Origin of the sequence: Pseudoalteromonas sp. SG43-1, assembly GCF_014164415.1 — a bacterium.
Lineage (GTDB): Bacteria > Pseudomonadota > Gammaproteobacteria > Enterobacterales > Alteromonadaceae > Pseudoalteromonas > Pseudoalteromonas distincta.
On record NZ_JACJFD010000019.1, the window covers coordinates 51,076 to 69,383 of the forward strand.

Here is an 18,308-nt window from a genome sequence, read left to right on the forward strand (position 1 = left end):
CAATGTGGTATTTCGCTTGGATTTTAGGTGTACTTTTGGCCTGTACCTTAGGTGTAATAAATGTAATGTGGTACGAATTTCATCAAAATAAAAACAGCATTGCTGATGATGAACAAGCCATGCACGATTTATTAAATGATGCTAACAACACAAAAGATGACGACTAACCCCCGACCAGATCGCGCGCAGCAGCAATCACTGCGCGCTTTTTTAAAGCGTCAAAGTAAACCCGCTGCAGTGTGGTTAAAGTTAAGCATTGCACTGGGTACTTTTAACGCATTACTGATGATTGCAGGTGCTTATTTACTGGCTCAAGCTATTCATAATGCAATGTTTGAAGGTAATAATTTAGCCCAAGTCACTCATTTATTATGGCCCTTAGCAGGCATTATTTTATTGCGCGCGGTGTTTTTAGCGTTAAGTGAGCGCTTAAGTGCATTTGCTGCGCTTAAAATAAAATCGGCTATGCGCCAAACACTTCTCCATAAGCTCAGCTTACTTGGGCCTAGTTATATAGAACAACACGGCCAAGGCGCTACATTAAATACCCTGCATAATGGCGTTGAAGCACTTCACGACTATTATGCTAAATACTTGCCAGGTGCTGCTTACAGCGCGCTTATTCCGCTGGCAATATTGGTTGTTATTTTTCCGACAGATTATAAAGCTGGGCTGATATTTTTATTAACCGCCCCGCTCATTCCTTTTTTCATGATTTTGGTAGGCTCAAAAGCCGAAGCTTTAAACCAAAAACGCTGGAAGCAACTTGCCGTGCTAGGCAATTACTTTTTTGACCGCGTACAAGGTTTAACTCAACTCAAGCTATTTAATGCAACACGTACCGAGCTGAAACAAATAGCTAAAATTTCAGATGATTTTAGACACGCTACACTCGATGTTTTAAAAATCGCGTTTTTATCATCATTTGCACTTGAGTTTTTAGCTACCATTAGTGTGGCACTCGTTGCCGTAATTATTGGTTTTAGACTGTTTTTTGGTACTCTTGATTTTGCCACTGGCTTTGTAGTGCTACTTTTAGCGCCTGAATTTTATTTACCACTGCGCCAACTGGGTAGCCATTACCATGCACGCTTACAAGGCATTAGTGCAGCGGCCGATATGGTTGCGATTTTAAATGCACCACTGCCAAGTGACGAAAATGCGTTAGTGGCTACAAGCACGCCTGAAAACAATTTAACTTTAAATGCAATTAACTCCATGAGTATTACCGACCTTAATTTTATATATCCAGATAGTAACGAAGGCATTAATAATATAAATTTAACACTGCCAAATAAAGGCTTAATTGCAGTTGTGGGCAGTAGTGGATCAGGTAAAAGTACGTTGTTTGATTGCCTATTAGGGTTTCATCCTGAGGTGATTAACCACCTATCTATTAATGAGCAGAGTTTAAGTACAACCGATATTACTTACCTGCAAAATAACATTGCATGGATACCACAAAAAGCGACGCTGTTTTACGACACCATTGTTGCCAACATTAAATTGGCCAAACCAACTGCCACACAGCAAGAGCTTGAACATGCAGCAAAGCAAGCTGGTGTGCTTGAATTTATAAATACCCTACCAGATGGTTTTAACACCCAGATAGGTGAGCAAGGAGAGGGGCTTTCTGGCGGACAAAAGCAACGCATCGCACTGGCTCGCGCATTTATAAAGCAAGCACCAGTCTTAGTGCTTGATGAGCCTACAGCGCACCTTGATAGCCAAACAGAGCAGCTTATTCAAGATGCTATTAATGAATACGCTAAAAACAACTTAGTATTAGTCATTGCTCATCGACTAAATACCGTTAAACACGCTAGTAATATAATTGTTATGCACGATGGAAAGATAGCTGAGCAAGGTCACTTTGAGAAACTTGCAGCGCAAAATGGTGTATTTGCTAACTTATTAAAAACGGCTAAGGAAGGGGTGGCGCATGCATAATTTTATTCGCTTATTAAAGCTTTGTGCTCCTCATTACAAAGCAATGCTACTAGGCACATTTTTAGCGACGATTACGATATTAGCTAATGTGGGTTTATTGGCTATATCTGGCTGGTTTTTAGCATCAATGGCGGCTGCAGGTATTGCGGGCGTGCAAATGAACTACTTTACTCCAGCAGGTACGATTCGGTTTTTAGCAATCGTACGAACTGCATCGCGCTATGGAGAACGTTTGGTCACTCATAACGCCACGTTTTTATTACTAAGTGAAATACGTACCAATGTATTTGCAACGTTAAGTAAGCTTAACAACGTTGATTTAGCAATGAGCCGCAGCGCCGATTTAGTTAACCGATTACAAAACGATGTAGACGCACTCGACAAGTTTTATTTAAACGTTTTACTGCCTATGCTGGTCGCTCTTTTGAGTGTACCAATCATCATGTTGTTTATGTCGGCCTATAATGGCAACGTCGCCCTTATTTGCTTTACTGGCATTATACTTATTGGTGTGGTTATACCTGCCCTACTCAGCGCTAAGCTCACTAAAAACAGCCATAAAGAAACACAACTTAGTGCACAACTTCGCTCTGAGCTTTCAGATACACTCACAGGACTTAGAGAGCTTAGTATTTATCAAGCCCGTTCGCAGCAGCTTAATAAGTGCGATGAATTAAGCGAGCAGTATAATCAGCAATTATTTATTCGCCACAAAGCACTGGCAAACTCAGATGGGATGAGCTTGTTGGTTGTTCAATTAGCCATGCTTGCTAGCATAGCAACCATTGTCCCGCTGGTTTACGCCAACAGTATGGTAAATGTAGAACTTGCTATGTTAAGCCTATTTGTACTGGCAAGTTTTGAAAGCGTATTGCTACTACCTAACGCGTTTATAGAGCTTCCTAGTGTACTAAAAGCAGCAGAGCGATTATTTTCGCTTGAAGATAAAGCAGCTAACTCACAAGTTAAAGATACACATGTAGACGTTGATGAAAAATTTAGTGCGCAAAATAACACATTGGCACTTAACAATATCAGCTATCAATATGGTGAACAAATAGCACTAACTGATGTTAGCTTTGAGTTGATACCCCAGCAAAAAGTAGCGATTGTCGGTAGAAGCGGCAGCGGTAAAACCACGCTTGTAAATTTACTTACTGGTTTATGGCCTTTGCAACAAGGGAACATCACTCTAAATAATCAAAATAGTGTTGTTAATTTATATTCATTAAATAGCGATATACGCGCAAACGTTATAAATATACTCGCTCAGCAGCATCATATTTTTGATGGCACACTGAGTGAAAATTTGCGTTATGCCGCACCGAGTGCCACTAAAGAGCAATTGATTGAAGCGCTAACGTTAGCGCAATTAAGCCCATGGTTTAATGAACTAAAAGAAGGCTTGAAAACACGATTAGGCACTGGCGGACGTAACGTATCGCAAGGCCAATCTAGGCGTATAGCCATTGCGCAAGCATTACTTAAAAACCCTGCTATTTTAGTCCTTGATGAACCAACAGAAGGTCTCGATAATCAATCTAAGCAAGGGGTAATGCAAGCAATCATGCATGTTATGAATAACGCGAGTGTGCTCACAATTACGCACGATCCCGCTCTACTTGCTCAAATGGATAATGTTGTATGGTTAGAAGACGGTAAAGTAGTGGCTCAAGGCTCTCACAAAGAGCTCAGTAGCGCTTATCCAGATTATGTGGCACTAACTACCCGGTTTTAATACCTTTACTGATACATCAATAACGCCGACTTTAGGGTCGGCTATTTTTTTAAACATGCTTTTTGATAAATCAATAATACGACCTCGCACATACGGGCCTCTGTCATTTATTCTTACTGTGACTGATTTATTATTAGCTAGGTTGGTAACAATTACTTTAGTACCAAAATCGAATTCTAAATGGGCAGCCGTTGCAGCTTGTTGGCTAAAGCGCTCTCCGTTGGCAGTTGTCCTCCCGTGGTATTTATCTGCATAAAAAGATGCTTTGCCAACTTGTGTGATTTCCCCAGTAGATGATTTAACAATAGGCTGGCTACTACAAGCGGCTAAAGCTGAAGTAATAAAAAGAGTGACAACTAACTTAGGTAAACGCATAGGATGACTTTTATTATACAAATTAGATGCATACTAACTTGAGTTCGCTGAGTATTAACTGAATTGGGTCTAAACCATGGGCAATAAAAAACCACCTTCGATTTATCATCTAGGGTGGCTTTTTAAATACTTAAAGCAAACTCGCGAATTATCTTACGATGCCGCGCTCTGAGTTTTTAACAAAGTCGACCATCAATTTCACAGCAGGATACTTTGCGGCATCCTCACTAAGCGACTCAATAGCTTCTTCTGCACCTAAGCTTTTACGATAAAATGCTTTGTATGCTCGGCGTACAGCCATAATTTCATCACTTTCGAAACCACGACGCTTCATGCCTTCTTTATTGATAGCTGCAGGACCTGCAGGCATACCAATGGTAGTAACAAATGGTGGTACATCTTTGTTAACACCAGAATACATACCAATAAAGGCATGTGCACCAATTTTACAAAACTGATGAACACCCGAATTACCACCAAGGATAACCCAGTCACCAACATGTACATGGCCGGCTACACTTGCATTGTTAGCAAAAATTACGTTATCGCCAATTACCGCGTCATGTGCAACGTGGGTATAAGCCATAAACAAATTATTACTACCAATTTTAGTAACGCCTTGGTCTTGAATCGTTCCACGGTGAATTGTGGCACATTCACGGATAACGTTGTTATCACCCATGATCAATGTAGTTGGCTCGTTATTGTATTTTTTGTCTTGGCAGGCTTCGCCTACAGACGCAAATTGAAAAATATGATTGCCAGAGCCAATAGTTGACGGCCCTTTAACAACAACGTGAGACTCAATAATACAGTTATCACCGATAACAACATCATTGCCAATATAACTATACGGACCAACTGAGACATTGTTGCCTAGTTTAGCGCCAGGTTCGATTATTGCTGTAGAATGGATCACTATTAAAACTCTCTTCTAGCACACATAATTTCGGCACTACATACTACTTTGCCGTCGACTTTTGCTTCTGCAGAAAACTTCCAAATGTTGCGACGTTCTTTTAAAAACTCAACATGAAGATGCATTGTATCGCCTGGTATTACAGGTTGCTTAAAGCGCGCATTATCAACAGCTGCAAACAAATAAAGCTCATTTTCGCTGCGATTTTCAACCGTTTTAAAACCCAATAAACCCGTTGCTTGTGCCATCGCTTCTAAAATTAACACACCCGGAAAGATGGGCTGGTTTGGAAAGTGCCCAGTGAAAATAGGTTCGTTTATAGAAACATTTTTAATAGCATGTAAAGATTTACCTGGAGTAAAATCGATAACACGATCAATTAGTAGCATCGGGTAACGATGCGGTAATAAAGCTAAAATTTCTTGAATATCAAGGCTATTTAATTCGTTTGCCAAAATAGCATCCTTATTAGTGTTCAATATTATGACTTAGCCAATGCTTCAAGCGCTTTAAGACGAGACTTCATATCTGAAAGGTTACGCAAGTGAGCAATAGTTTTACGCCATTCTTTGTTTGTTGTATGGGGCATACCAGATGAGTAAATACCTGGTTCGGTGATTGATTTTGTCACCATACTCATGCCGGTAATTATAACACCATCACATACAGACATGTGACCATTAATTGCAACCATGCCACCAATTTGACAGTTCTTGCCAATGGTAACGCTTCCTGCAAGAACAGTGCAGCCCGCAATTGCGGTGCCTGAATTAACTTCAACGTTGTGCGCTATTTGACACTGATTATCGATAATAACATTGCTGTGAATGATGGTATTGTCCAGTGCACCACGATCAATTGTCGTACTAGCACCAATTTCAACTTTGTTGCCTATGATCACTGAACCAAGCTGAGGTATTTTAACCCACTGCCCGCGCTCATTTGCATAGCCAAATCCATCACTACCTACAACACTATTTGCTTGAAACAAACAATCTGAACCAATTTCAACATCGTGATAAATAGTCACACTAGGCCAAAGCTTAGTGCCTGAACCTATTTTAACACGTTCCCCGATAAAACTGTTCGGACCAATTTGCGCGTTGTCACCTATCACTGCATCAGCTTCAATGACTGCGTTAGCACCAATAGCGGCGCTATCACTAACAATCGCTGTTGAATGAACAGTTGCACTTGGATGAATACCCGTCGAGGCTGAGCGTGGTGTAGTATCCATAAATTGCGCTAATTTTGCGTAACTTACATACGGATTAGCAACAATAACTTTGCTACCACTAAAGTACTCTGCATCAGCTTGGCTTACTATTACAGCGCTGGCTTGAGTAGTCTCAAGTTGCGAGCGATATTTTGAGTTCGCTAAAAATGCAATATGCCCAGAATGGGCATTTGCAAGTGTCGCTATTTTTTTTATTTCTAAAGCGCCATCACCCTGAAGTTCGGCGCCTAGAAGTTCCGCAATTTGCGAAAGCGTATAATTTTGCATAGAGTGATTATTTCTTACTAACAGCGGCTACAACTTTAGATGAAAGATCAGTCACTTCTTTAGGGTTAAAGTAAATAGTAGTGTCCTTTACTTTAACTTCGTCGAAGTCGCCGTCTTTAGCAATCTCTTCAATTGTTTTGATGATTACACCTTGAACTTTTGCAAGCTCTTGGTTTTGACGCGCTTTGATTTCTTGCTCTAAAGGGCGACCCTGTTCAGCAAGATTTTTTTGCATGCCTTGAATTTTTTCACGTAAAGTATCTTTTTGAGCTTGGCTCATAGTGGTACTTTCACGTTTAAATTTTTCAGCTTCAAAACGAATATCGCCTTGTAACTTTTCAAGCTCTTGACGACGTTCAGCAAACTCAGTTTGTAAAGACTGTTCAATTTTAGCCATTTGAGGAATTTGCTTGTAGATTTCCTGCATATCAACAATACCTACTTTGTGTGCAAATGCATTCACAGAAGTACCCATCATTAAAGTTGCTAAAACTGCTACAGCTGTTGATTTAAATAATTTTTTCACAAAAAACTCCTTTAGAAAGTGTTACTAATGTTAAAGCTGATGGTTTTCGTATCGTCATCTTCTTCTTTTTGCAATGGATACGCAAAACTGATCAGCATTGGACCCATTGGAGAGATCCATTGTAATGAAAGACCGGTTGAAACCCTAAAGCGCATTGGGTCTGAATAGTCATCTAACTTAGCACGTTCATCAACGCCTAAGTTTTGATAGCGGTCTACGTTAAACTCAGTATCCCATACGTTTGCAGCATCAACAAAGAAGCTAGTACGTACAGAGCTGGTATTTTCTTCATCTAAGAATGGTGTAGGAACAATTAGCTCCATACCTGCCACTGCTTTAGCATTACCACCAATACGACCTTGTGGCACTAGAATATCAAATTCTGATGCGCCACCAATGCTACCGGTTGTAGTACCGTCTGCACCTGGCGTACCCGGAATAGACTGCGGTATACGTGATACAGCACGTGGTAATATTGTATTACGGTCAAAGCCACGGAGTTCCATTTCAGTTATACGGAAGTACTCTTGGAATGGAAGTGTTTGCTCATACCCGTTTGTAGAACCATAACCATTACCATAACCAAGTGCTGCACGCGTTGAGAATACCCAACGGTGGTCATTTGATATAGGCCAGTAAAAACGCGAATCGTAATTCAGTTTAAAGTACTGAAGATCTGAGTTAGGCGTTGTGGCTGTTAAGTTTAGAGTTTGACGCGAACCCGCTGTTGGGAATAAACCACGGTTAACAGTAATACGCGACCAACCTACACTCAGCTCGTACTTAGTAAAATCAAAGCCTGCATCTGGGTTATCTGGATCTAAGAATGTTTCACGAAGTACACGCGTTTGCTCGTACTCTGCAATATCCGAAAGCTCTTCTTTAATCCAACGAGCGCCAAAGTTAACACGATTTACAGCATCAATTGGAAAACCAATATTTGTGCCTAAACCATAACTTTTCGATTTATATTCAACAAGACTAAATTTACTTGCATCGTAGTTTCTGTAAAAGATGCTACTGCCTTGCGATACACCATCTGGCGTAAAGTACGGGTCTGTGTACGATAAGCTTAAGCTTTCAGAACCTGTAGACGTATTAAGGTTTAAGCCAATTTGGTTACCTGTGCCTAAAAAGTTAGATTCTGTTACACCAATATTAAACTGCAGACCTAAGTAAGAGCCATAAGCAAGACCAGCATTAAAGCTACCTGCTGATTGCTCTTTTACAGTAAAGTCTACGTCAACTTGGTCATCCACACCCGGTACAGGCACTACGTTAAAATCAACAGTTTCCATGTAAGGTAGGCGTTGAATTTGCAGTTTTGAACGCTCAAGGTTTTGATTAGATAACCATGCGCCTTCAAGTTGTGTCATTTCACGACGAAGTACTTCATCTGCCGTATTTTGGTTACCGCCAACAATAATACGACGAACGTATACACGCTTACCTGGATTAACCGATAGTGTTAGTTGTACTTCTTGCTTTTCGTCGTCAATTTCTGGAATTGTACGCACTTCAGCATTAGCGTAGCCAAAACGTGCTAAGTAGCTTTTAATAAATTCTTCTGACGAAGTAACGACTGAGCCATTGTAAAGCTCACCCGCTCTAAGTGGGATAACACTTTTAATTAAGTCTTCACGGCCAAGCAAGTCACCAATAAAGTCAAAGCCTTTAACGGTATATTTTACGCCTTCGGTTAAGTTAGCTGTAACGTAAACTGATTCACGTTCAGGGCTCACTGATACTTGCGTTGAATCGATATTAAAACGTAGGTAACCACGGTCTAAATAATAACTACGAATTTTTTCTAAATCGCCTTCAATGGTTTGCTTTTGGTAGCGATCGCTACCCATAAACTGCCACCAAGGTAAATCTTGCTGCGATTCAGCAAGTTTAAGAAGCTCTTCATTAGAAAAAAGTTCATTACCCACTAAGTTAATTTGTCGGATAGAAGCTGCATCACCTTCATCAAACTCTAATTTAAGTTTAACGCGGTTACGAGGCAACTTAGTAATACTGATATCTACTTTAGCGTTGTATTTACCAATACTGTGGAAAAACTCAACTAAGCCCTTTTCGATACTATCGATAACGGTTTTATCAAGTGGTTCACCTTGGCGAATATCTTGCTGATCAAGAGACTCATTAAGCTGCTCGTCTTTAATGTCTTTATTGCCTTCAAACTCAATGAAGCTGATGGTAGGACGTTCCGTTACTTTAAAAATAACGTTGTTGCCATCACGAAGGGCTTTTATGTTATCAAAGTGCCCAGAACGATAAAGTGACTTTATTGTTTTTGAAATCGTATAGTCATCAACATTATCGCCTACGTTAATAGGAATATGTGTTAGCGCTGCACCAAGTGCTACACGCTGTAAACCTTCAACTTTCAGGTCTTCAACAATAAAGGAGTTTTGGCCTAGGGCTGCAAAACTTGCACCCAATAAACTTGTTACTGCCAAATGTTTTTTTATAGCCATTTTATTATCTTTATCCTTTACAACTGTATTACCGCATAACACCCTACTAAAGTGGTGCTTTACAATCGTGTTCTAATTAGTAATTTGCCACGCTGTAAAACTACAAACGCGATACATCATTGAACAAAGCGAAACATGTTAGAAAAATGAGCAACAAGGCGCCCACTTTAAAACCAAACTCTTGTGTCTTTTCAGAGACCGGCTTTTTACGAAAAAGTTCAATTATGTAATACATTAAGTGTCCACCATCAAGTACTGGTAAGGGTAATAAATTAAATACACCCAAGTTAACGCTTATTAAGGCTAAAAAGCTTAAAAAGGCCACTAACCCATAGCTTACGCTAGTTCCAGCGCCTACTGCAATGCCCACAGGGCCACTTAAATTCTTAACCGAAACCTGGCCTGTAATTAAATTACCAATCATGTCAAAACTGAGTGTAATTAAGCGCCACGTTTCTTTTGTGCTTCGCACGATACTATCGAGCGGGCCGTAATGTCTAGTCTCTACATAACCATCAGGCCATTGCTGTACAACAGGAGCAACGCCTAAAAAGCCTTGCTCAATACCGTTATTATCAATGCGCCCTTTAGGGGTTACTGTAATGGCTTTTATAGTATCTTGTCTTTTTACACTAAATTGTAAAGATTTGTTAGCTGATTGCGTAATAAGATTAACTAATTGCTGCCAATTGCTTATTGTTTCACCGTTTACAGCCAAAATTGTGTCATTAACTTGTAAATTAGCGTGTTCTGCAGCTGAGTCTTTAGTTACGGCGGCAATTGTTAAAGTTGCTTGAGGTCTAAACGGTACAATACCTAACGAGCTTAATGGTGGCACGTCTTGCTGATCTAGTTTCCACCCCTCTAAATTAAGCGTTTTAACACGTGGTTGAAGGTTTTTATCGCGCACTATCACTTCAACGCTTTCTTCACCTAAATTAGACATAAGTGCAAACGTGGCATCTTGCCAGGTCGTTATATCATCATCACCAATTTTTATAATATGTTGAGAAGGCATAATGCCCGCTTGCTCTGCCCGGCTACCCTCGGTAATACTACCTACCACAGGCTTTACCGACTGCACACCCACCATATACATTACTGCAAGAGCAAAAATGGCAAACAAAAAGTTGGCCATTGGACCCGCTGCAACTATGGCAATACGTGCTTGTACAGATTTAGCGTTAAACGATAAATGACGTTGGTTTGCCGGCACGTCATCAACACGCTCATCAAGCATTTTTACATAACCGCCTAATGGAATAGCGGCAATCACGTATTCGGTATTATATTTATCGTGCCATTTTAACAGTGGCTTACCAAAACCAATTGAAAAACGCAGCACTTTAACGCCCATTTTTCGTGCAACCCAAAAATGGCCATATTCATGTATGGCCACTAAAATGCCAAGCGCTAAAATAAATGAGCCAAGATTCCAAAAAAAATCAAACATATTAATGCGCCACTTTTGTTATAAATTCTGAAGCGCTAATACGCGCTAATTTATCGCACTCTAAAATTTCATCTAAGCTTTGTACATTGGTATACGTTGCAGCTTCAAGCGTTTGTGCATTTATTTTGTATATATCAGTAAAACCAATTTTACCGTTTAAAAATGCACTTACTGCTATCTCATTTGCAGCATTAACCGTTGTGGTCGCGCCCTGCCCTGCACTACACGCATCAATCGCTAATTGTAAATTTGGATAGCGAGAAAAGTCAGGCTTGGTGAATGAGAAATCACATATATCAGAGAAGTTTAACGGTTTAACGCCTGCATTAATTCGCTCAGGGTATGCAAGTGCATGGGCAATTGGCGTACGCATATCAGGGTTACCCATTTGCGCTAAAATAGAACCGTCATGGTATTGCACCATTGAGTGAATAATACTTTGTGGATGAATCACTACGTCTATATCACTGGTGTCGCAATTGAATAACCACTTAGCTTCGATAAACTCTAAGCCTTTATTCATCATAGTGGCCGAGTCTACTGATATTTTTTGACCCATCGACCAGTTAGGATGCGCCACGGCTTCACTTACAGTTACATCTTTTAGTGTGTTTAGATCGCGCGTTAAAAACGGGCCACCAGAACCGGTAAGCAAAATTTTACTTACGCCATGTTGCTGTAAATTTTGATCGCCTTTGGCACTTTGTAACGAAGAAGGTAGACATTGAAAAATAGCATTATGTTCGCTATCAATTGGCAGCAAGGTCGCTTTATGTTGTTTAACTTTATCAATAAACAACTGACCTGACATAACTAACGATTCTTTATTAGCAAGGAGTACTTTTTTACCTGCTTCTACTGCACTTAATGTTGGCAGTAAACCAGCTGCACCTACAATTGCCGACATCACGACATCAACATCTGGGTGAGCACATAAGTCGCACATTGCTTGCTCGCCGTGCATAACAAGCGTTTGGCATGGTGTATTAGCTAAATAAGCAGATAACTGCTCAGCGGCTTGCTGGGTAGCCATAATCGCATAAAGTGGTTCGTGTTCAATACACAGCTCAGCCATTTTTTTTGCGTTTTGCCCTGCAGCTAAAACAAAAACATCAAATAACTCTTTATTGCGCGATACAACATCTAGTGTACTTAAACCAATTGAACCTGTTGCGCCTAAAATAACCAGCAATTGCTTTTGGCTCATAAACTAAGAGTCCACGCATAGCACATTACAAACATTGGAGCTGCAGCCGTTAAGCTGTCAATGCGATCTAAAATACCGCCGTGCCCAGGTAAACAACGGCCGCTATCTTTTAAACCAGCTTCACGTTTAAACATGCTTTCAAGTAAATCACCTACCGCAGAGAACAATGCAATAAATGCAGTCATTATCGCGTAGATAGGCCAAACACCTAAATCAACATCGGTAAAGTGACAAAATGCTAAAACAAAAATGATAGAAGCGACTACACCGCCTGCTAACCCTTCAATTGTTTTATTAGGGCTCACTTTTGGCATAAGTTTATGCTTACCAAAGCTCTTACCTGAAAAATAAGCACCAACGTCTGCACTCCACACAATACCCAATACGACTAAAATCAGTACAGAGCCAAAATGTGTTGATTCAGCATATTGCGCACTGCGCAGCGTATTTAGTGCAAGCCATAACGGCACAAGTGTTAATAAACCTGCAATGCCGCGCATTACTAGACCTTCATTCCACGCTTTAGCCATTTCTGGATAGCGCCAAATTAAATAACTAGCAACAATCCACCAAGCAAACGAAAGCGTAAATAAGTAATTCGCATCACCTACTAGCTTGCCACTTTCCCATAGTAATTCAATAGGCCAATGTAAATTAAGCAGGCCAAGTAAGGCTGCAATCAATACAACAAAAGCACCACGTTTGAGCTTATCGCATAAACCCATAAACGCAGACCATTCCCATGCGCCTAATAATACTATTGCACCGGCAAAGTAACTAAATAACGTAAGCGGTGTATAAAAAACCAAAGCTAATGCCGATGGTGCAAGCACAAGTGAGGTTAAAATTCGTTGTTTTAACAAAATGTGACCCTTATTCTATTTAGGTTTGAGCGAGTAATTGTTTTATTTGTTCGCCCGTACAACCAAAACGTCGCTCTCTGGCAACGTAACACGCTATAGCCTCAGCAAATGCTGCTTCATTAAAATCAGGCCAAAGTGTTTCGGTAAAGTAAAGTTCTGCATAAGCAACTTGCCATAGTAAAAAATTACTAATACGAACATCGCCACCAGTGCGAATAAGTAAATCAGGTTCTGCCTGATCTGCCATGCTCATATGCTGTGCTAAGCGCTCTTCTGTAATATCTTCTGCGTTGAGTGTGCCTTGCGCAACTTGCAAAGCAAGTTGTTTAGCCGCGTTAGCCATATCCCAACGACCACCGTAATTAGCTGCAACATTTAAGCGCAATCCGGTATTATTTTCAGTCAGCTTATGCGCAGCGTCTACCTTGCTACGTAATCCTTCAGAAAATCGTGATAAGTCTCCAATAATGGTCAGTTTTACATTGTTTTTATGAAGCTTTTTAACTTCCTTTGTTAAAACAAATAAGAAAAGCTCCATTAAAGTGTTTACTTCGTCTTCAGGGCGGCGCCAGTTTTCACTACTAAAAGCAAATAAGGTTAACGATTGTATCCCTAATTTAGTACAAAACTGAACAGATTGACGAACTGCGTCTACGCCTTTTTTATGCCCATACACACGAGGTCTATTTCTAGCTTGCGCCCAACGTCCGTTCCCATCCATGATGATAGCAACATGTTTGGGTAAACATTGCTGTGAAATTGTGTCAGCATCTAGAACCATAAATATCGAGTATTCCATAAAAAAACGCCGCCTAGTATACCCTAGACGGCGTTTCAAAACTAATAATTTTAATAGGTCCTGTCGACCTTTCAGGATTGTAATTTATTCAATCTAGGCAGAACCCTTTGGGAAGCGCGTTTTTAGATTTTATGCATTGCTATCACCTAATAATGGGAAATAACCACACTACGTAGGCTCTGCCTTGCCTTAAAACCAAACACACTACTGCAAATTTAACCTCAAAAGATAAACAGGGACTTACTTAGATTTCCATTAACTCTGCTTCTTTAGCAGCTAATAGAGTATCCATTTCTTTGATAAACTTATCTGTAAGTTTTTGAATCGCATCATCTGATTGACGCGCTTCATCTTCAGATATTTCTTTATCTTTTAATAAACCTTTTACATCGCCATTAGCATCACGACGAATGTTACGAATAGCAACACGACCGCCTTCAACTTCGCCACGTACAATTTTGATTAGGTCTTTACGACGCTCTTCTGTAAGTGGAGGAAGTGGTACACGAATAACAGTACCTGCCGACATAGGGTTTAAACCTAAGTCAGACGCCATAATTGCTTTTTCAACAGCTTGCGCTAAAGACTTATCAAATACACCAATAGCAAGTGTACGAGAATCTTCAATTGTTACGTTAGCAACTTGGTTTAAAGGCGTTGGTGCACCGTAGTACGACACCATAATGCCATCTAGGATTGCAGGATGTGCACGGCCAGTACGAATTTTAGATAATTGGCTACCTAGTGCAGTTACACTTTTTTGCATGCGCGCTTGCGCGTCTTTTTGAATATCGTTAATCACGGTTTAATCCTAATTATTTGATTATTTCATCTGAGGCTTGTGAAGAAATTAGTGTTCCTTCTTCTTCACCCATAATTACGCGTTTTAGCGCGCCTGATTTATTCATATTAAATACGCTCAATGGCATATTGTGATCGCGGGCTAGAGTAAATGCCGCTAAATCCATAACTTTTAATTCTTTTTCAATGATTTCATTGTAGCTTAAGTGGCTGTAAAGCGTCGCTTCTGGGTTTTTAACAGGATCATCACTGTACACACCATCCACTTTAGTCGCTTTAATTACTGTATCCGCTTCAATTTCGATACCGCGTAAACACGCTGCAGAATCGGTAGTAAAAAATGGGTTACCGGTGCCCGCTGCAAAAATAACAACGCGGCCAGTTTTCAATAAACTAATTGCTTCAGCCCAGTTATAAGCGTCACATACACCATTTAGCGGAATAGCCGACATTAAACGACAGTTTACAAATGCACGGTGTAGCGCATCACGCATTGCAAGGCCATTCATAACCGTTGCAAGCATACCCATGTGGTCGCCTACTACGCGGTTCATACCTGCTTCTGCAAGTGAACCACCGCGTAAAAAGTTACCTCCACCAATAACTAAACCCACTTCTACGTCAAGCTCTACTAGCTCTTTAATTTCTTGTGCCATACGGTCTAAAACTTTAGGGTCGATGCCGAAGCCTTCGTCTCCCATTAAAGCTTCACCACTTAATTTGAGAAGAACACGTCTAAAAATAGGTTTGCGATTGTTAGTCATAGTATAGGGGCCAACTTTTATTGAATTATGGATAAAAAATAACCGCGCTTATGTTAAACATAAAAGCGCGGTTATTTTAAAGAATTTCTAGCTGTGAAGCAAAACCAAATAGTACTTTAATTGCATCTAATTTCCTTTTGCATCACAAATAGTTAATCTTACTGACCTTTAGCAGCTGCAATTTGAGCAGCAACTTCAGCAGCAAAATCTTCTTCTTTCTTCTCGATACCTTCACCAACTTCTACACGTACAAAGCCAGTAACTGTTGCGTTTTTCTCTTTAAGAATATCGCCAACAGATTTTTTAGGTTCCATGATGAAAGCTTGACCAGTAAGAGAAACCTCACCAGTGAATTTTTTCATGCGACCAACAACCATCTTCTCAGCGATTTCAGCAGGCTTGCCTTCATTCATCGCGATTTCGATTTGTACTTGCTTTTCTTTTTCTACAACGTCAGCTGGTACGTCAGAAGGAGTTAAGTACTCTGGACGTGAAGCAGCAACGTGCATTGCAACGTGCTTAAGTGTTTCTTCATCAGCAACACCTGCAACAACAACACCGATACGGTCGCCATGACGGTACTCAACTAGGTTTTCACCAGCGATGTACTGCAGACGACGTACGTTGATGTTTTCGCCAATTTTAGTTACTAGCTCAACACGGTCTTCTTCAAACTTAGCTTGTAAGTCTTCGATAGTAAGAGTGTCAGCAATTGCAGCTTCAGCAACTTTATCAGCAAATGCTAAAAAGCTTACGTCTTTTGCAACGAAGTCTGTTTGACAGTTAACTTCTACTAGTACTGCAACACCAGCGTTTTGCTTGATGATGATAGTACCTTCAGCAGCAATGTTACCTGCTTTTTTAGCAGCTTTAGCAGCGCCACTTTTACGCATGTTTTCAATCGCTAACTCGATGTCGCCATCAGTCTCAGTTAACGCTTTTTTACAATCCATCATGCCAGCGCCTGTGCGCTCGCGTAATTCTTTAACTAGGGCAGTAGTTACAGCCATTAGTAAATCCTCAAATCTGAAATCTGGTTTAGATAAGCGGGTTACCCGCTCTACAAGAATAACAAGTCTTCACCTTAAAAAGATGAAGACTTGATGATAGCTAATTACTCAGCTTCAACGAAATCGTCTTTCTCAGCTTGAGCAACGATGTTATTCTCGCGACCTTCAGTGATAGCAGCTGCAACAGCGCTAGTGTAAAGGCTTACAGCACGGATAGCGTCATCGTTACCAGGAACGATGTAATCAACGCCGTCTGGGTTAGAGTTAGTATCAACGATTGCAACAACAGGGATACCTAGGTTGTTTGCTTCACGGATAGCAATGTGCTCGTGGTCAGCATCGATAACGAAAAGCGCGTCTGGAAGACCGCCCATGTTTTTGATACCACCAAGGCTCTTTTCAAGCTTTTCCATTTCGCGGTTAAGCATTAACGTTTCTTTCTTAGTTAATTTCTCGAAAGTACCGTCTTGGCTTTGTACTTCAAGGTCTTTAAGACGCTTGATTGATTGACGTACAGTTTTCCAGTTAGTCAACATACCACCTAACCAACGGTGATTTACGAAGAACTGATCGCTTTCTAAAGCAGCTGCTTTAACTGCGTCGCTTGCTGCGCGCTTAGTACCAACGAAAAGAACTTTACCTTTGTTAGCTGCAGCACTTGATAAAAACTTAAGTGCGTCGTTGAACATTGGTACAGTTTGCTCAAGGTTGATGATATGTACACGGTTACGTGTGCCGAAGATGAAAGGCTTCATCTTAGGGTTCCAGTAACGTGCTTGGTGACCAAAGTGAACACCAGCTTGAAGCATATCGCGCATTGAAACGTTTGCCATTTTATAGATCCTCTATAGTTGTTTAGGGTTAGGCCTCCACATATCCCATAGCACCAACACCGAAGTAATTAAACTTCAAATGCACCCAAGTGTATGTGACGATACGTGTGTGTGTTAAAATAAAATTGTGTTTGCCTTAAATACAAAAAATCATTTAAGAATTTATTTGTAAAAAGACGGCGCGCTTTATACCATATTAAAATTAAATACTCAACGTCGCGTGCAAAATTTGTTCGGCGATAAATGTTAGAAACTCAACTTTGGAGCCTCAATGAGCGCTATTATCAAGACCCCTGAAGAAATAGAGAAAATGCGCGTAGCTGGGCGCTTAGCGGCCGATGTACTTGAAATGATCGGCCCTCATGTAGTGCCGGGTGTTACCACCGATGAGCTAAATACACTTTGTCATGATTATATTGTTAATGTGCAACAAGCAATCCCTGCTCCGTTAAATTATCATGGCTTTCCAAAATCAGTTTGTACGTCAGTTAATCATGTTATTTGTCACGGAATTCCAAATGACAAAGCATTAAAAGAAGGCGACAGCGTAAATATTGACGTCACTGTCATTAAAGATGGCTACCACGGCGATACTTCTAAAATGTTCCACGTTGGTACACCAAACATCCAAGCTAAGCGTCTTGCAGAAGTAACACAAGAAAGCTTATACCTTGCTATTAAAATGGTAAAACCAGGTGTGCGCTTAGGTGATATTGGCTCTGCTATTCAAAAATATGCAGAAAGTTTTAATTACTCTATTGTTCGTGAATATTGCGGCCACGGTATTGGCGCAGGATTTCATGAAGAACCACAAGTAATGCACTACGGTAAAGCGGGTACTGGCGAAACTTTAAAAGCGGGCATGTGCTTAACAATTGAACCAATGGTTAATGCGGGTAAACGCCAATGTAAGCTACTTAAAGATGATTGGACTGTAGTAACTCGCGACCGCAGCTTGTCTGCACAGTGGGAACATACTTTATTAGTGACTGAAAATGGTGTTGAAATTTTAACGCTACGATCAGATGATACTATCGACAGGATCATAGAACACTAATAATAAATAAGAAATTAGGAGCCAGC

General features: G+C 40.5%; 18 protein-coding genes. 4 read left to right on the forward strand and 14 right to left on the reverse strand.

The annotated features are described in order from the left end of the window. The first annotated feature begins 2 nt into the window (after positions 1-2). From cydX to cydC, 3 genes are read left to right on the forward strand one after another with little or no spacing between them, the layout of a single operon-like run. Complete coding sequence (gene cydX, locus H5159_RS13645) at positions 3-167, forward strand: cytochrome bd-I oxidase subunit CydX (protein ID WP_002958303.1); 165 nt, start codon at positions 3-5, stop codon at positions 165-167. Continuing rightward, entirely contained in the window at positions 157-1,950 is a 1,794-nt protein-coding gene (gene cydD / locus H5159_RS13650) for a thiol reductant ABC exporter subunit CydD (protein WP_182780468.1), read from the forward strand. The genes cydX and cydD overlap by 11 nt, the downstream gene beginning before the upstream one ends. Beyond that, positions 1,943-3,688, forward strand: coding sequence for a thiol reductant ABC exporter subunit CydC (gene cydC / locus H5159_RS13655; RefSeq protein WP_182780453.1), 1,746 nt, complete (start codon positions 1,943-1,945; stop codon positions 3,686-3,688). The genes cydD and cydC overlap by 8 nt, the downstream gene beginning before the upstream one ends. Here cydC and H5159_RS13660 read toward each other — a convergent pair. The 14 genes from H5159_RS13660 to rpsB all read right to left on the reverse strand — a co-directional run bounded on the left by H5159_RS13660 (position 3,671) and on the right by rpsB (position 17,225). Then, positions 3,671-4,063 carry a septal ring lytic transglycosylase RlpA family protein gene (locus H5159_RS13660; RefSeq protein ID WP_182780454.1) on the reverse strand — a complete coding sequence of 131 codons (393 nt, stop codon included), beginning with the start codon at positions 4,061-4,063 and terminating at the stop codon, positions 3,671-3,673. The genes cydC and H5159_RS13660 overlap by 18 nt on opposite strands. A 148-nt stretch (positions 4,064-4,211) precedes the next feature. Continuing rightward, positions 4,212-4,982, reverse strand: a complete 771-nt coding sequence (lpxA, locus tag H5159_RS13665; protein ID WP_007580998.1) for an acyl-ACP--UDP-N-acetylglucosamine O-acyltransferase — start codon at positions 4,980-4,982, stop codon at positions 4,212-4,214. Between the two features lie 2 nt (positions 4,983-4,984). After that, on the reverse strand, positions 4,985-5,437 hold the full coding sequence (gene fabZ / locus H5159_RS13670) for a 3-hydroxyacyl-ACP dehydratase FabZ (RefSeq protein ID WP_024599065.1): 453 nt from the start codon (positions 5,435-5,437) through the stop codon (positions 4,985-4,987). A gap of 26 nt (positions 5,438-5,463) precedes the next feature. Then, positions 5,464-6,486 carry a UDP-3-O-(3-hydroxymyristoyl)glucosamine N-acyltransferase gene (gene lpxD / locus H5159_RS13675; RefSeq protein WP_076924455.1) on the reverse strand — a complete coding sequence of 341 codons (1,023 nt, stop codon included), beginning with the start codon at positions 6,484-6,486 and terminating at the stop codon, positions 5,464-5,466. 7 nt (positions 6,487-6,493) lie between these two features. After that, entirely contained in the window at positions 6,494-7,012 is a 519-nt protein-coding gene (locus tag H5159_RS13680) for an OmpH family outer membrane protein (protein ID WP_007580993.1), read from the reverse strand. A gap of 11 nt (positions 7,013-7,023) precedes the next feature. Then, positions 7,024-9,495, reverse strand: coding sequence for an outer membrane protein assembly factor BamA (gene bamA, locus H5159_RS13685; RefSeq protein ID WP_024596248.1), 2,472 nt, complete (start codon positions 9,493-9,495; stop codon positions 7,024-7,026). Positions 9,496-9,595: 100 nt separating this feature from the next. Further along, complete coding sequence (rseP, locus tag H5159_RS13690) at positions 9,596-10,948, reverse strand: sigma E protease regulator RseP (RefSeq protein WP_182780455.1); 1,353 nt, start codon at positions 10,946-10,948, stop codon at positions 9,596-9,598. Position 10,949: 1 nt separating this feature from the next. Beyond that, entirely contained in the window at positions 10,950-12,155 is a 1,206-nt protein-coding gene (gene ispC, locus H5159_RS13695) for a 1-deoxy-D-xylulose-5-phosphate reductoisomerase (protein WP_182780456.1), read from the reverse strand. Next, a complete protein-coding gene (locus H5159_RS13700; RefSeq protein WP_182780457.1) occupies positions 12,152-13,018 on the reverse strand; it encodes a phosphatidate cytidylyltransferase in 867 nt (288 codons plus the stop codon). Before H5159_RS13700 ends, ispC begins: the two co-directional genes overlap by 4 nt. Positions 13,019-13,037: 19 nt before the next feature. Beyond that, positions 13,038-13,817 (reverse strand): isoprenyl transferase, encoded by a 780-nt coding sequence (locus H5159_RS13705; protein WP_024596497.1) that lies wholly within the window; start codon positions 13,815-13,817, stop codon positions 13,038-13,040. Between the two features lie 244 nt (positions 13,818-14,061). Further along, the gene (gene frr / locus H5159_RS13710) at positions 14,062-14,583 is read right to left on the reverse strand and encodes a ribosome recycling factor (protein ID WP_206013162.1); all 522 of its coding nucleotides are present in this window, start codon (positions 14,581-14,583) and stop codon (positions 14,062-14,064) included. A gap of 49 nt (positions 14,584-14,632) precedes the next feature. Continuing rightward, positions 14,633-15,382 (reverse strand): UMP kinase, encoded by a 750-nt coding sequence (gene pyrH / locus H5159_RS13715; protein ID WP_182780458.1) that lies wholly within the window; start codon positions 15,380-15,382, stop codon positions 14,633-14,635. Between the two features lie 158 nt (positions 15,383-15,540). Beyond that, complete coding sequence (gene tsf / locus H5159_RS13720; protein WP_002958320.1) at positions 15,541-16,392, reverse strand: translation elongation factor Ts; 852 nt, start codon at positions 16,390-16,392, stop codon at positions 15,541-15,543. Positions 16,393-16,496: 104 nt separating this feature from the next. Beyond that, entirely contained in the window at positions 16,497-17,225 is a 729-nt protein-coding gene (gene rpsB, locus H5159_RS13725; protein WP_024596499.1) for a 30S ribosomal protein S2, read from the reverse strand. Between the two features lie 271 nt (positions 17,226-17,496). On the opposite strand from rpsB, the gene map reads away from it, so the two are divergent. Further along, on the forward strand, positions 17,497-18,282 hold the full coding sequence (gene map / locus H5159_RS13730) for a type I methionyl aminopeptidase (protein ID WP_002958322.1): 786 nt from the start codon (positions 17,497-17,499) through the stop codon (positions 18,280-18,282). The last annotated feature ends 26 nt before the right edge of the window (positions 18,283-18,308 follow it).